Source organism: Neorhizobium huautlense, assembly GCF_030811685.1.
Taxonomy (GTDB): Bacteria; Pseudomonadota; Alphaproteobacteria; order Rhizobiales; family Rhizobiaceae; genus Neorhizobium; species Neorhizobium huautlense_A.
Genome location: NZ_JAUSRF010000008.1, coordinates 74,492 through 88,811 on the forward strand (window position 1 = coordinate 74,492; position 14,320 = coordinate 88,811).

A 14,320-nucleotide genomic window follows, 5' to 3' on the forward strand; every position below is an offset into this window, starting at 1 on the left:
TCGTTCATGGCGGGCCGGGCGGCGTTTGAAATCCGTCCGGCGCTCATTTGCCTGTCAGGCGCGCTCTTCCCAGATCTTTGCCAATTCCACCAATGTCGCGACGGCCTTGTTCATGTCCTGATGGCTGACCCATTCCAGCGGCGAGTGGAAAGCATGGCCGCCGGCAAAGATGTTGGGGCACGGCAGGCCCATGGCGGTGAGGCGCGAGCCATCGGTGCCGCCGCGAATGCTGCCGCGAACCGCCTTCATGCCGGCGCGCTCGACCGCTTCCAGCGCGTAATCCATGATCTGCGGATGATCGTTCAGCACGTTCTTCATGTTGCGGTACTGCTCTGTGACCTTGAACGTGTAGGTGGAGCCGGGGTAGGTGGCCATGACATCCTTGACGATGCCTTCCAGCAGTTCTTCCTTTTCGGTCAGGCCCGCATCGACGAAATCGCGGATGATGAAGTGGATGGAGGCGCCTTCCATGGCGCCGGAGACGCCGGTCGGGTGGATAAAGCCCTGTTTGCCTTTGGTGCTCTCAGGCGCCATGTCGCGCGGCAGTCTGGCGATGATGTCGCCGGCGATGCGGATGGCGTTTTCCATTCGGCCGAAGGCAAAGCCGGGATGGATGGCGACGCCCTTGATCTCGATATCGACGCCATCGGCCGAAAAGGTTTCATCCTCGATATGGCCGGGTGTTTCGCCATCGACCGTATAACCGAAGTCAGCACCAAGCTTTTTCAGATCCACCTTTTCGACGCCTCGTGCGATTTCCTCGTCCGGCGTGAAGAGGAGGCGGATGGCGCCGTGCTTGATATCCGGGTTGTTCATCAGGATTTCGGCGGCAGTGATGATTTCCGCCAGCCCCGCCTTGTCATCGGCGCCGAGCAGGGTGGTGCCGTCGGAGGTGATGATCGTGTTGCCGATGTTTTTGGCCAGTTCCGGGTTGTCGCTTGCCTTGATGATGCGGCTCTTGTCGCCCGGCAGAACGATATCGCCGCCCTGATAGTTTTCGATCACCTGCGGTTTGATGCCGGTGCCGGAAAAATCCGGGGCGGTGTCCATGTGCGAGCAAAAGCAGATGACCGGCACATTGTTTTTGCCGCTATTGGCCGGGATGGTCGCATAGACGTAACCGTGTTCATCGAGATGGGCGTCGGAAATGCCGATCGCCTGCAGTTCTTCCACCAGAAGTTTGCCGAGCGTCAGCTGCTTGGCGGTCGAGGGCTGTGTGGGGGAGGAGGCGTCGGACTGGGTGTCGATGACGACGTAGCGGAGAAAACGATCGAGAACGGTGTCGGACATAGCGGGGGACTCATCATTGCCTGTGATGGCAAAGATATAGCGGCCGCAGTCGAGATCGGAAATGCCCAGATATTGGCATGGCGCCCATGAAGCCGCGCAGACTTCATGGGCAAGGTCGGTTGGCCCTGATCATTCGTGGATCGTATAGGATCCCATCTGGCAGAGATCCTGCGTATCCTCGGTCGTATCGAGGTCGGAATCCTCGGTGAACTCGAAACGCATGTCGTATTTGCAGACACGGCGACCGTCGGCGATGGTGATCTTGACGCTCTGGCCGGGTTCCAGAACGTCCTGACCAAAAACGTCGTCTTCCCAGTTATCGACGCCGCTCGGCGAAGTGTAAAACCGCTCAAGCGTGGAATTGGTGTCGTTGGTCAGCATGAAGACAAGGTCTTCGGCCTGCGCCGGCACGACAGACATAAAAGCGCCGGCAGCAATGGCTGCGGCGGAAACGAGAATTTTATTCACGGAAAGCCTCCCAGGCCCGAAGTTGGACGCAATATTAGTAACATGACCGTGAATTTCGGCAATAAATCCGTGAGTGAATGCTTAATATTCGGCATCCGCCGTGGTTGTGAGCCTTGGCGCTTCCTCTTGCGCGGTGCATCATGAGTTCTTACCTTCGAAGTCAATCATCCGGCGGACGCCGATCCTGCGTCTGCGCAATGTTCGGGGTTCGACCATGGATATCGAGAGAATCATGCGGTCCGTCGTGGCCGTGCGTGCCACCATTCCCGAAGATGCCTTCACGGCCGGGGCGCTCGGAACACGACGTGAAGGCAGCGGTATCGTCATCCGGGAAAACGGGCTGGTTCTGACCATCGGTTACCTGATCACCGAGGCGGAAGATGTCTGGCTGACTTTGCAGGACGGCCGTGTCGTGCCGGCGCATCCCATGGCCTACGATCAGGAAAGCGGCTTTGGCCTCGTGCAGGCATTGGGGCCGCTTGATCTGCCCGCGGTGCCTCTTGGTGAGTCCGCCAAGGCGCAGGTCGGTGAGCCGGTGGTGATTGTCGATGGTACCGGCGAGTATGTGCAGGCGGCGATCGTCGCCAAGCAGGAATTCGCAGGTTATTGGGAATATCTGCTGGATGAGGCGATCTTTATCTCACCGGCACATCCGTCCTGGGGCGGTGCGGGCCTGTTCGATGCGGAAGGCACGCTTCTCGGCGTCGGCTCACTGCGGCTGCAGATGAGCCAGCGCAATGAGGTGACCGATATCAACATGGTCGTGCCGATCGACATTTTGCGGCCCATTCTCGATGACCTGTTGAACCGCGGCGAGATCGACCGCGAACCGCGACCATGGCTTGGCGCCTTTTCCGCCGAAAGCGATGGCGAGGTGGTGGTGATGAGCGTTGCCGAGGGCAGCCCGGCGGCACAGGGTGGCCTGAAGCGCGGTGACGTCATTTCGGAAATCCGCGATGGCGAAGTCGACGGCCTGGCCGACTTCTACCGCAAGGTCTGGAGCAGCGGCCCGGCCGGCGCACAGATCCCCATGCGGGTGCTGCGCGACGGGCGCGAGGCATGGCTGCGCATCAACTCGGCCGACCGCAACAGTTTTTTGAAAAAGCCGTCGATCCAGTAGCGTGTCGAAGAGGCGAGGGCTCAACTCGCCGCTTTCATCTCGCGCACCAGCGCATCATCGATCTCGGTGGCGCGTCTATAAGCCGGGCGTTGCGACAGTCGGGCGACATAATCGACAAAGGCCTGCCGCTTTTCGATCGTGCCGAATTGCAGGCCCCAGGCGATCTGCGATCCGACATAAACGTCGGCAGCGGAAAAACGGTAGCCGCCGATATAGTCGTTGTTGCCGACGGCACGCTCCAGCGTCGCGATCACCTCGGCGTAATTGCCGTAACCGACCATGCGCTGCCGCTCCGTGGGAATATCCACGCCGAGCGTCCGGTTGGTGACGGACGCTTCCAGCGGGCCGGCGGCAAAAAACATCCAGCGGTAATAATCGCCGCGTTCCTTGACCGGCGGCGCCAGATTGGCCTCCGGGAATGTATCGGCGAGATAGGCGCAGATGGCGGCGCATTCGGTCACCACGGTTTTGCCATGCACGATGGCCGGCACCTTGCCCATCGGGTTGACCGCCCGGTATTCGGGGTCCTTCATCGTGGTGCCGAACTGCATGATCTCGGCCTGATAAGGGGTGCCGACTTCCTCCAGCATCCAGCGCACGATACGGCCGCGCGACATGGGATGCGTATAGAACAGGATCTTTTCAGCCATTTTTTCCTCCATCGGCTTTCAAAAGTCTGCGCGAAGCAAGGGAGGCCGCTCCGGGATCTGGGAATGTCTATAGCGGCTTGCGGTATTGAATGAAGCCGGGGGCGACCGCCACGCGGTCGTAGAGACGCCGCGCCTTTTCATTGTCTTCCTGCGTTAGCCAGTAGAGGCGACCGGCATTCTTGTCGCGCGCCAGCAGCGCCACCTTCTCGATCAGCGCCTCACCGACGCCGCGTCCGCGCTGGCTGGCATCGACATAAAGATCCTGCAGATAGCAGGTCGTGTCCGGCAGCCATGTCGAGCGGTGGAAGATGGCATGCACGATGCCGACCAGCTTGCCGTCATCGAAGGCACCGAGCACATGCATCGGTTCGGCCTCATCGTGGAAGCGGGACCAGGTGATGTCGTATTGTTCTTTTGGAAGCTCGGAGTCGTAAAAGCGCAGATAGGCTTCGAACAGCGGCTCCCAGCCGGCACGATCGGACTGCACCAGAGGACGGATTTCAATCGGGGTGTTGGCCATGCTTGCCTCCGGCGCAAAAGAAAACGGCGGGGTAAAAATCCCGCCGTTCAAATCTAGACCGAAATCCAAGGCTTACGCCATGGCCTTCTGAAGATTTTCGTCGATCTTGTCGAGGAAGGCGGTGGTGGAGAGCCACGGCTGATCCGGACCGATCAGCAGCGCCAGATCCTTGGTCATGAAGCCGGCTTCGACCGTGTCGACGCAGACCTTTTCCAGGGTGGATGCGAAATTGGCCAGTTCGGCATTGTCGTCCAGCTTGGCGCGGTGTGCGAGGCCACGGGTCCAGGCGAAGATCGAGGCGATCGAGTTGGTCGAGGTTTCCTGACCCTTCTGGTGCTGGCGGTAGTGACGGGTCACGGTGCCGTGGGCAGCTTCGGCTTCGACGGTCTTGCCGTCCGGCGACAGGAGAACCGAGGTCATCAGGCCGAGCGAACCAAAGCCCTGTGCGACGGTATCGGACTGAACGTCGCCGTCGTAGTTCTTGCACGCCCAGACGTAACCGCCGGACCATTTCAGGGCGGAGGCGACCATGTCGTCGATCAGGCGGTGTTCGTAGATGATGCCGGCCTCGTCGAACTTGGCCTTGAATTCGGTCTGGTAGACTTCTTCGAAGATGTCCTTGAAGCGGCCGTCATAGGCCTTGAGGATGGTGTTCTTCGTCGACAGGTAGACCGGCCACTTGCGCATCAGGCCGTACATCATCGAAGCGCGGGCGAATTCGCGGATCGACTCGTCGAGGTTGTACATGGCCATGGCCACGCCGGCGCTCGGCGCGTCGAACACGTCCTTCTCGATGACCTGGCCGTCTTCACCGACGAACTTGATCGACAGCTTGCCCTTGCCCGGGAACTTGAAGTCGGTTGCCTTGTACTGGTCGCCGAAAGCGTGACGGCCGACAACGATTGGCTTGGTCCAGCCGGGAACGAGGCGCGGCACGTTCTGGCAGATGATCGGCTCGCGGAAGATGACGCCGCCGAGAATGTTGCGGATCGTGCCGTTCGGGCTCTTCCACATCTGCTTGAGGTTGAATTCCTTGACGCGGTCTTCGTCCGGCGTGATCGTCGCGCACTTGATGCCGACGCCGTGCTTCTTGATGGCGTGGGCGGCGTCAACCGTCACCTGGTCGTTGGTGGCGTCGCGGTTTTCGACCGAGAGGTCGTAATAGTCGATTTCAAGGTCCAGATACGGGTGGATCAGCTTATCCTTGATAAACTGCCAGATGATGCGCGTCATTTCATCGCCGTCGAGATCTGCAACGGGATTGGCGACCTTGATCTTTTTCATGTATCTGCCTCATTCGAGAGATTGGGTGGGATGGCCGTTGAAAAACGGTCACACCCCGATGGAAAAACGGTCTTTGCGCATGCGCTATATCATCGCATTGACGTGACGCAAAGAGTTTGGGCGACGATCTCCTGCATGATTATGATTGCCAAAATGCGGCGCCGGGCTAAGCTCGGCCAACGCTTCCACCTCAAGGACTGATTTTGATGCGCACCCTTTCGCTCGCGCTGCTTTTTTCTGTCGCAGCCTCTGTTTCCCAGGCTGCCGACCCCGCCGATCCGGTGAAGGAGGTGATGCGAATCACCTCCGAAAACTGGAAGAGCGCCGAAAGCGAATGGAAGTTCATCTTCGATGCCGAGCCGCTTTCAAAACTCTTCAGCAAACGCTTTCAGGCGGCCTATCACGAGGCGGCAAAACACCCCGCCTATGACACCGATAATGGCCAGCCGGGCGACCCTTTTGGATATGACGTGATCACCAATTCGCAGGACGGCTGTCCGTTGCAGGACCTGAAGGTGGAAGAAAAGTCAGGCAAGGATGGCGCGACCGATGTCGGTGTCAGCTTCAAGTTCTGGACCTGCATGGACGATGACGAGATCAAGAATTCCGTCGAAAAAGTGCATTTCGACGTGATCAGCGAAGACGGTCATCCGGTCATCGATGACATCCACCGTTACGAGGATGACGAGAGCGACAGCGTTTATGCGGAAATGCAGGAACTGGCCAAGGGGCAGTGATGCCCGCATCCAGACCGCGCCTCGATGCTTGAAGCGCGCGGCCATGCGCGCTATTGCCCGCTGACTGTTTTATAAGAAGAACCGGAAGCATCCATGTCTGGCACCAATAGCGAACGCCTCCTGATCGCCGAAGGCCCCGCGATCATTCTCGTCGAGCCGCAGCTTGGCGAAAATATCGGCATGGTGGCGCGCGCCATGGCCAATTTCGGCCTCGCCGAACTGCGCCTCGTCAACCCGCGCGACGGCTGGCCGAACGAGAAGGCGCGTTCCGCCGCCTCCAAGGCTGATCACGTCATCGATGGCACAAAGGTTTACGAGACGCTGGAGGAGGCGATCGTCGATCTCAACTTCGTTTATGCCACGACGGCGCGCGAACGTTACGGCTTCAAGCCGGTGCGTTCGCCCGTGGTTGCCTGCCAGACGCTGCAGCAGAAATTCAAGGCCGGTGAAAAGACCGGCATCCTGTTCGGTCGCGAGCGCTGGGGCCTGACCAATGAGGAAGTGGCGCTGGCCGACGAGATCGTCACCTTTCCGGTCAACCCCGCCTTTGCCTCGCTCAACATCGCCCAGGCCGTGCTGCTGATGTCCTATGAATGGATGAAGTGCGGCATGGAGGATCATGCCGAGACGCTGTTCGATGCCGTCGAGCAAAGCCCCTCCACCAAGGAACAGGTGTTTGGCATGTTCGAGCATCTGGAAGAGGCGCTCGATGCCAGAAACTATTTCCATCCGCCCGCGAAAAAGCCACGCATGATCGACAATCTGCGTGCCGTGCTGACGCGCCGCGCTTTCACAGAACAGGAAATCAGCGTGTTTCGCGGTGTGATCAACTCGCTCGACCGCTTTCCGCGGCAGTGGCCGCGAAAGGACGTGCCGAGGCAGCAGAAGGTAGACAAGAGCCAGAGTGCGGAGATCGAGGGGAATGACGGCGAATAATGTTTCGCGGCCGGTGCTGGTGTTCGATTCGGGCATTGGCGGGCTGACCGTGCTGCGCGAGGCGCGCGTGCTGATGCCGGAACGCGGCTTCATCTATGTCGCCGACGATGCCGGTTTTCCCTATGGCGGTTGGGAGGAGGAGGCGCTGACCGCGCGTATTCTCGCGCTGTTCGAAAAACTGCTTTCCGATTATCGACCGGAACTCTGCATCATCGCCTGCAACACGGCCTTCACGCTGGCAGGCGCTGCGCTTCGCGAAAAATTCCCGGACATGACCTTTGTCGGCACCGTGCCGGCGATCAAGCCGGCGGCGGAGCGGACGCGGTCGGGCCTTGTCTCGGTTCTGGCGACGCCTGGTACCGTCAAACGCGCCTATACGCGCGATCTCATCCAGTCTTTTGCCACGCAATGCCATGTGCGGCTGGTCGGTTCTGAAAATCTGGCCCGGATGGCGGAAGCCTATATTCGCGGCGAAGCGCTGTCCGATGACGATATCCGCGCCGAGATCGCGCCCTGTTTCGTCGAGATGGACGGCAAAAAGACCGATATCGTCGTTCTTGCCTGTACGCATTATCCCTTCATGGCCAATCTTTTTCGCCGCCTTGCGCCATGGCCGGTTGACTGGCTGGATCCGGCCGAGGCGATCGCGAGGCAGGCGCGTCGAAAGGTGCCGCTGATCGATGGGGCCGAGCACCCTGAAGATTTCGACTTTGCCGTTTTCACTTCCGGCAATCCGGATTTTGCGACGCGTCGTCTGATGCAGGGTTTTGGCCTCAGCACGAATTGATCATCGCCGCCTGCAGTCCGGTGTTGCGCTCTTGCAACAAATTTCACTCCGAATACAATTTTCGATTGCGGGGACTTGCGCGACCAAGAAACGCGTGCCATGTTCCCGGCATCCGCAACTCAAAACATAGGAGGCCTGACATGACAGCACGTTTTGCACATAATCGCCTCCATGGCGGATCCATTCGAATGATGCACGGCTATCGCCCGTGGCATATGCGTCGAGTGGCATTTAAGGGCTGATAACGCCCGAAATCCGCCTTCCGGCATCCATTTTTCTCAAAATCTGACGTAACCGGCTTACCCGTTCGGCGCCTCTTGCCGTCCGCATGTCCGCGCGCGTCGCCACCTTCGAAAGGACCTGGCCGCTTGCGCGCGCCGGGACGGAAAAGCTATGCGTGAAATGCAATTAATGGTTGATGATGTCCTCGAGGATCAGTTGGAGGCGCTGTGGCGTCGGCACGGTCCCTGGGCAATCGTGAAAGGGCTGATCGGCACGTCGTTGCGGCGGTCTCAGCCCTGGGCGAAAAACCGCATCGGTGATCTGACCAACTACATGCGCCGGGATATCGGCTTGAAGGAAGTGGTCGATGACAACGAGGAACGGGCGCTGCAATTACGGCGGTTCCTGTGAGTGATCGAGGCGGCCTGCGCCGCCTTGGTCCAGACGACATGGCGGCTGCAGCACTCGTGCATCGGACAGCATTCGATGCGCGCCTGCCGCGGCTTGCCGGTCTGCACACGGCTGCGGAGGACCATGCCTATTGGAGCGGGGCGCTTGCCGTATCCTGCGAGATCTGGGGTTTTCAGCATGGCGGGGCGCTTGTCGGCGTCATTGCGTTTCGCGAAAACTGGATCGAACAGCTTTATGTCCTGCCGCAATGGCAGGGGCGTGGGATCGGCTCGCAATTGCTGCAGCGGGCCAAGTCGGACAATTGTGAACTCGGTCTGTGGACGTTTCAGTGCAATGTTCTGGCGCGCCGTTTTTATGAGGCGCATGGTTTTCGCGCTATCGAGGAGACGGATGGCGCGGGGAACGAGGAGCGGGAGCCGGATGTATTGTATCGGTGGTGGCGCTTGCCTTCATCGCCATCTCCATGAGGGGCGGGCTATTGCCTATGGGATTCGCACGGCGCGGCGTAGACCCTTCTCCCCGTCAAAACGGGGAGAAGGTGCCGGCAGGCGGATGAGGGGCAAAAGCCTTAAACTCAGCGCCTGCGGCAGCCCCTCATCCCCTCGCTTTCGCTCCGGACCTTCTCCCCGCGCGCGGGGAGAAGAAGCAAGCCGCAGCCTCACAATTCCTTATGCGATCACCCTGCCGTCGAGGGGGAGATCCGCGCGGCGGTCAGTCCCGATCGGGCGGTGCGCCTTGAACGGGCCGGGGCCAGCACGGCGCGGGCGTGGCTTGCCATGCAGGCGAACTACGATCTGGCGCAGGCGATGGATCGAGAACAGCCGAAAATACGGCGACTGGACGATGAAGCGGCCTGATCTTTCAAGGCCGCTTGCCAGTTCACGTATTCCATGGCTTGCTCTCCTCCGTATGAGGAGAAAAATCCATGTCGCTTGAACACTGGCTGGCCTTCGTTGCCGCATCCGCCGTTCTTCTGGCCATCCCCGGCCCGACGATCCTGCTTGTCATTTCCTATTCGCTGAGCCATGGCCGCAAGGTGGCAAGCGCGACAGTGGCTGGCGTGGCACTTGGCGATTTTACCGCGATGACGGCTTCCATGCTGGGACTTGGTGCGCTTCTCGCCACCTCGGCCTTGCTCTTTACCGTCTTAAAATGGGTCGGTGCTGCTTACCTCATCTATCTCGGCATCAAGCTTTGGCGCGCGCCGGTATCTGTGCAGCCGTCGGCCGAGGGGGAGGCGGATGTGCCATCCGTCAAGCCGCTGCGGGTGTTCCTGCATACCTATGCCGTCACCGCGCTCAACCCGAAAAGCATCGTGTTTTTCGTGGCCTTCCTGCCGCAGTTTCTGGATCTGACAAAACCGTTGTTTTTCCAGATGGCCGTGTTCGAGGTGACCTTCCTCATTCTGGCGACGGTCAATGCAGCACTTTACGGTCTTTTGGCATCGATGGCGCGTGACACGATCCGCAAGTCAAAAGTCCAGAAAATCGTCAACCGCACCGGCGGTTCGTTGATGATCGGGGCAGGGGTCTTGTCGCTCGGCCTCAAGCGGGCTGCGGCCTGAAAGTCACATAAGCAAAGACTGTGCATTTCGTCTCTTGCACCGCGAAACGAATCCCGATCTCTGTTATAGGGCGGGAGTCGCGTATGCGCTAAAGAGCGCCAAATGATCGCGACTTCAACGATATCAACTGATTAGCATTTCAGACGAGGGCAGTGCATTGCAGGTCGGCATCGATATGGGGAATCTGGCGGGAGGGGACGCCGCCAAGCTCGATATCGAAGAGCTGCTGGCCACGCGTCTTCTCGTGCAGGGCAATTCCGGTTCGGGAAAATCGCATCTTCTGCGTCGTCTGCTGGAACAATCCGCGCCCTGGGTGCAGCAAGTCGTCATCGATCCTGAGGGCGATTTCGTCACGCTGTCCGACAAGTTCGGCCATGTGGTCGTGGATGGCGAGCGCACCGAAGCCGAGCTTTCCGGCATTGCCAACCGTATCCGCAGGAACCGCGTTTCCTGCGTGCTGACGCTGGAAGGTCTCGACCTCGAAGAGCAGATGCGAGCCGCCGCCGCCTTCCTCAACGGCCTGTTCGATGCCGACCGCGATTTCTGGTATCCGGTACTTGTCGTGGTCGATGAGGCGCAGATGTTTGCGCCCTCGGTCGGCGGCGATGTTTCCGAAGACGCCCGAAAAATGTCGCTTGGCGCGATGACCAACCTGATGTGCCGTGGCCGTAAGCGTGGTCTGGCCGGCGTCATCGCCACACAGCGTCTGGCAAAGCTTGCCAAGAATGTTGCGGCCGAAGCCTCCAACTTCCTGATGGGCCGTACCTTTCTCGATATCGACATGGCGCGTGCGGCCGATCTGCTCGGCATGGACCGTCGCCAGGCGGAAATGTTCCGCGACCTGAAGCGCGGCAATTTTGTTGCGCTTGGGCCGGCTTTGTCGCGTCGTCCGCTTCCGATCGTCATCGGTGCGGTGGAAACATCCGCGCGCTCCTCCAGCCCCAAGCTGATGCCGCTGCCGGATGCGCCGCAGGATGTCGAGGACCTGATCTTTACGCCGGACCCGGAAGAGTTCGCCCGTCCGCTGACGGCCGTGCGCCGACCGACACCGGCGCCACGCCCGACCACCGATATTCTGGCCGAACTTTCGCGCTCCACGCCGGCGATCATGCAGCCGGCACCTTCCGAGCCGCGTGTACCGGTCGTGGAACTGTCGGAAGAGGAGCGAGAAGAGCGCCTGATGGCGGTGATGTCGGAAATTCTCGACGATCCGCAATCGGCCTACCGCACCGATGCCGTGCTCTATCAGGATTTTCTGGTGCGTGCCCGTATGCGCCGTCTGCCGGGGGCGCCGATCTCGCTCAGCGATTTCCGCCGCCGCACCGCGATTGCGCGCTCAGGTGTCGATGCGACGATGGCGGCAAGCGATGCCTGGGCGACCGTGCTGTCGCTGTCCAACGGCGTTTCGGATGATCTTCAGGGCGTGTTCCTGATGATGGCGAAGGCCGCACTCGGTGCAGAGCCTTGCCCGTCCGATGCGCGCATCGCCCGCGCCTATGGCACGCATTCGGCGCGTCGCGCCCGTCGTCTTCTCGGTTATTTCGAGGAGCAAGGGCTGATCGTGGTCCATACGGACTTTACCGGCAAGCGCATCGTTGCCTTCCCGGATCTCCAGGCCGAAACAACGCCGGGCAGCGCCGAAGCGCCGGATGGCGATGACGCCAAGATCGCTGCCGAATAAGGCGCGTTTACCGTCACGAATGCAGGTGCAGATGCGCCTCGACCGCTGCGGCAATGAAGGCGCGGCGCGCTTCCTCCGGTGAGGCGTGGCCGTTCAGGGCTTCCTCGCAAGCATGTTCCGCGCGTTCGAACTGGCTGCCATGATAGGCCGGCCATGAATGGTCGAGCACGTCCTTTGCCTGTTCCGTATTGCCGATCGTGGCTTCCTGACCCGTGTCCGGATCTTCGATATGGATCGGTGCCGTCCAGCTTTCGGTTTTCTTGTGTCTGGGCATGTCGATTTCCTCCTCATATCAAGATGGGGAGCGGCCGAGGGTGTTCAATCAGCACCTTCTTATGCGCTTAACAAAGCGTAAGTGTTTTGCGAGCGGTCGAGGCCGGAGTGTCAGGCCACTGGAGAAAGGTCGAAAACCTCACCGCCGTCATCCTCGGGCTTGTCCCGAGGATCTGCTGCGGCCAGATATCGGTGACGTGGTTAGATCCTAGGGACAAGCCCTAGGATGACGATGCCGGCGATTGGAAAGTCGTCATCGAGCGAAAGCCCCCGGCAAGTCATGCCGGGGCCTCTCGGTTCGAGCATGGGCTTATGCGGTTGCCCTTATGCTTCCTGCTTGTCGTTTCGTGTCGCCCAGAGCGAGCCGATAATGCCAGCGGCAAGGATCGAGACCGTGACACCAAGCGAGATCGACGGCGGGATCTTGGCGATGCCCAGCATGTCGGCGACGAAAATCTTGGAGCCGACGAAGATCAGCACGGCCGCCAGCGAATATTTCAGATAGGCGAAACGGTGCATCAGGGCTGCCAGCGCAAAATAGAGCGCGCGCAGGCCAAGGATGGCAAAAATGTTCGAGGTGTAGACCAGGAACGGATCGGTGGTGATCGCAAAGATCGCCGGGATCGAGTCGACCGCAAACACGAGGTCGGCCAGTTCCACCATGATCAGCGCCAGGAAGAGCGGCGTGACGAAGGTTTTCAGCTTGCCGGTCTTGTCGTCTTGCTGTTTGACGAAGAAACGTTCGCCATGCAGTTCCTTCGTCACCGGCAGGCGGCGGCGCAGGAATTTCAGCATCGCGTTGTTGCCGATATCGCTTTCGTCATGGTCGGACGACACCAGCATCTTGATGCCGGTGAAAACGAGGAAGGCGGCAAACAGGTACAGAACCCAGCTGAAGTTTTCGACGATCATCGAACCGCCGGCGATCATGATGCCGCGCAGGACGATCACACCGAGAATACCCCAGAGCAGAACCCGGTGCTGGTAAAGGCGAGGAATGGCGAAGTAGGAGAAGATCATCGCGATGATGAAGATATTGTCCATCGCGAGGCTTTTTTCGACGACGAAACCGGTGAGGTATTCGACGGCGGGCTGCTGGCCCTGCTGGAACCAGATCCAGCCGCCGAAGGCGATGCCGATGGCGATGTAGAACGCCGACATCAGCATGCTTTCCTTCACGCCGATCTCCTTGCTCTCTTTATGGAGAACACCGAGATCCAGCGCGAGAAGGCCGAGAACGAGCGAAATGAAAATCGCCCACATCCATGTGGGCGTGCCGAGAAAATCCATGTAAAGGAGATCCATCAGTCAACCTTATCCGGACGAGGTTGGCTTTGAAGGGATCCGACATCACGTATTGTCCGGTATACGCCAGAGGGGCCCGGATCCCACGATGAAGAATGGGCCGTGGCGCACAGCATTTCAATGGCCGCCTGTTGACATTTTGATGACATGTCCGTAATCACCGCGCCAACGCCGGGCCGAAATGCCCGGTGTCTTCTTTAATGGCGCATATTCCCTTGTTTCCAGCTTCGCTGAAAATGGATATGCGCTTGATTGACATGTCCCGTGGCTTTCTCCGGTCGCTATCGTGAGAAGCCTGTCAGAACTTCCAAAACGAGGTTCAGAGGAGGGCGTGTTTCCTTCATCCGGTCTGGCAACAGGCCGGTGCAACTGTTCGAAAGGAAATGCGATGAGCAAGCGCGAATCGTCCAAGTACAAAATTGACCGCCGTATGGGCGAAAACATCTGGGGCCGTCCGAAGTCCCCGGTCAACCGCCGCGAATACGGCCCGGGCCAGCACGGCCAGCGCCGCAAGGGCAAGCTTTCGGACTTCGGTGTGCAGCTGCGCGCCAAGCAGAAGCTGAAGGGCTACTACGGCGACATCCGCGAGAAGCAGTTCCGCGCGATCTACGAAGAAGCCAACCGCCGCAAGGGCGACACCGGTGAAAACCTGATCGGTCTGCTGGAGTCGCGTCTGGACGCCATCGTCTACCGCGCCAAGTTCGTACCGACGGTCTTTGCTGCCCGTCAGTTCGTCAACCACGGCCACGTCACGGTCAACGGCATCCGCGTCAACATCGGTTCCTACCGTTGCAAGGCCGGCGACGTTATCGAAGTTCGCCAGAAGTCGAAGCAGCTCGTTACGGTTCTCGAAGCCGTTTCGCTCGCTGAACGCGACGTTCCGGACTACCTCGAAGTCGACCACAACAAGATGGTTGCCACCTACGCTCGCGTACCGGCTCTTTCGGATGTACCGTACCCGGTCATCATGGAACCGTCGCTGGTCGTCGAATTCTACTCGCGTTAATCGCGACGACACTCTCTCGAAAATGGCCCCGCAAGGGGCCATTTTTGTATCTGCCGCATGAAAAAA

17 protein-coding genes are annotated in these 14,320 nt (G+C 59.6%); 10 read left to right on the forward strand and 7 right to left on the reverse strand.

The window, feature by feature from the left end; all coding sequences use genetic code 11:
- Positions 1-54: 54 nt before the first annotated feature.
- The gene (pepT, locus tag J2T09_RS13425; RefSeq protein WP_306835445.1) at positions 55-1,290 is read right to left on the reverse strand and encodes a peptidase T; all 1,236 of its coding nucleotides are present in this window, start codon (positions 1,288-1,290) and stop codon (positions 55-57) included.
- Positions 1,291-1,419: 129 nt separating this feature from the next.
- Positions 1,420-1,710, reverse strand: coding sequence for a hypothetical protein (locus tag J2T09_RS13430; RefSeq protein ID WP_306835640.1), 291 nt, complete (start codon positions 1,708-1,710; stop codon positions 1,420-1,422).
- A gap of 262 nt (positions 1,711-1,972) precedes the next feature.
- Between J2T09_RS13430 and J2T09_RS13435 the strand changes: the two genes are divergently transcribed.
- Entirely contained in the window at positions 1,973-2,878 is a 906-nt protein-coding gene (locus J2T09_RS13435; RefSeq protein WP_306835446.1) for a S1C family serine protease, read from the forward strand.
- A gap of 20 nt (positions 2,879-2,898) precedes the next feature.
- Here J2T09_RS13435 and J2T09_RS13440 read toward each other — a convergent pair whose 3' ends face one another.
- The 3 genes from J2T09_RS13440 to J2T09_RS13450 form a co-directional block, all read right to left on the reverse strand.
- On the reverse strand, positions 2,899-3,528 hold the full coding sequence (locus tag J2T09_RS13440; protein ID WP_306835447.1) for a glutathione S-transferase family protein: 630 nt from the start codon (positions 3,526-3,528) through the stop codon (positions 2,899-2,901).
- 67 nt (positions 3,529-3,595) lie between these two features.
- Positions 3,596-4,048: a GNAT family N-acetyltransferase gene (locus J2T09_RS13445; protein WP_306835448.1), complete on the reverse strand. Its 453-nt coding sequence runs from the start codon at positions 4,046-4,048 to the stop codon at positions 3,596-3,598.
- Positions 4,049-4,120: 72 nt separating this feature from the next.
- Positions 4,121-5,332, reverse strand: coding sequence for an NADP-dependent isocitrate dehydrogenase (locus tag J2T09_RS13450; RefSeq protein WP_306835449.1), 1,212 nt, complete (start codon positions 5,330-5,332; stop codon positions 4,121-4,123).
- 206 nt (positions 5,333-5,538) lie between these two features.
- Between J2T09_RS13450 and J2T09_RS13455 the strand changes: the two genes are divergently transcribed.
- The 8 genes from J2T09_RS13455 to J2T09_RS13490 all read left to right on the forward strand — a co-directional run bounded on the left by J2T09_RS13455 (position 5,539) and on the right by J2T09_RS13490 (position 11,670).
- Entirely contained in the window at positions 5,539-6,069 is a 531-nt protein-coding gene (locus J2T09_RS13455; RefSeq protein WP_306835450.1) for a hypothetical protein, read from the forward strand.
- A gap of 93 nt (positions 6,070-6,162) precedes the next feature.
- Positions 6,163-7,005 (forward strand): RNA methyltransferase, encoded by an 843-nt coding sequence (locus J2T09_RS13460; RefSeq protein ID WP_306835451.1) that lies wholly within the window; start codon positions 6,163-6,165, stop codon positions 7,003-7,005.
- Positions 6,992-7,792, forward strand: coding sequence for a glutamate racemase (gene murI, locus J2T09_RS13465; RefSeq protein WP_306835452.1), 801 nt, complete (start codon positions 6,992-6,994; stop codon positions 7,790-7,792). Before J2T09_RS13460 ends, murI begins: the two co-directional genes overlap by 14 nt.
- 393 nt (positions 7,793-8,185) lie before the next feature.
- A complete protein-coding gene (locus J2T09_RS13470; RefSeq protein WP_306835453.1) occupies positions 8,186-8,425 on the forward strand; it encodes a hypothetical protein in 240 nt (79 codons plus the stop codon).
- Positions 8,422-8,892, forward strand: coding sequence for a GNAT family N-acetyltransferase (locus J2T09_RS13475; RefSeq protein WP_306835454.1), 471 nt, complete (start codon positions 8,422-8,424; stop codon positions 8,890-8,892). Before J2T09_RS13470 ends, J2T09_RS13475 begins: the two co-directional genes overlap by 4 nt.
- Positions 8,893-9,153: 261 nt before the next feature.
- Positions 9,154-9,282, forward strand: coding sequence for a hypothetical protein (locus tag J2T09_RS13480; RefSeq protein WP_306835455.1), 129 nt, complete (start codon positions 9,154-9,156; stop codon positions 9,280-9,282).
- 68 nt (positions 9,283-9,350) lie between these two features.
- The gene (locus J2T09_RS13485; protein WP_306835456.1) at positions 9,351-9,989 is read left to right on the forward strand and encodes a LysE family translocator; all 639 of its coding nucleotides are present in this window, start codon (positions 9,351-9,353) and stop codon (positions 9,987-9,989) included.
- Between the two features lie 157 nt (positions 9,990-10,146).
- Positions 10,147-11,670, forward strand: coding sequence for an ATP-binding protein (locus tag J2T09_RS13490; protein WP_306835457.1), 1,524 nt, complete (start codon positions 10,147-10,149; stop codon positions 11,668-11,670).
- A 13-nt stretch (positions 11,671-11,683) separates the two neighbouring features.
- Here the strand turns inward: J2T09_RS13490 and J2T09_RS13495 are convergent, their stop codons facing one another.
- Entirely contained in the window at positions 11,684-11,944 is a 261-nt protein-coding gene (locus J2T09_RS13495; protein ID WP_306835458.1) for a DUF982 domain-containing protein, read from the reverse strand.
- A gap of 323 nt (positions 11,945-12,267) precedes the next feature.
- Positions 12,268-13,248, reverse strand: coding sequence for a TerC family protein (locus J2T09_RS13500; protein ID WP_306835459.1), 981 nt, complete (start codon positions 13,246-13,248; stop codon positions 12,268-12,270).
- Positions 13,249-13,636: 388 nt separating this feature from the next.
- Here J2T09_RS13500 and rpsD point away from each other — a divergent pair, with 388 nt between their 5' ends.
- Positions 13,637-14,254, forward strand: coding sequence for a 30S ribosomal protein S4 (rpsD, locus tag J2T09_RS13505; RefSeq protein ID WP_306835460.1), 618 nt, complete (start codon positions 13,637-13,639; stop codon positions 14,252-14,254).
- Positions 14,255-14,320: the final 66 nt, after the last annotated feature.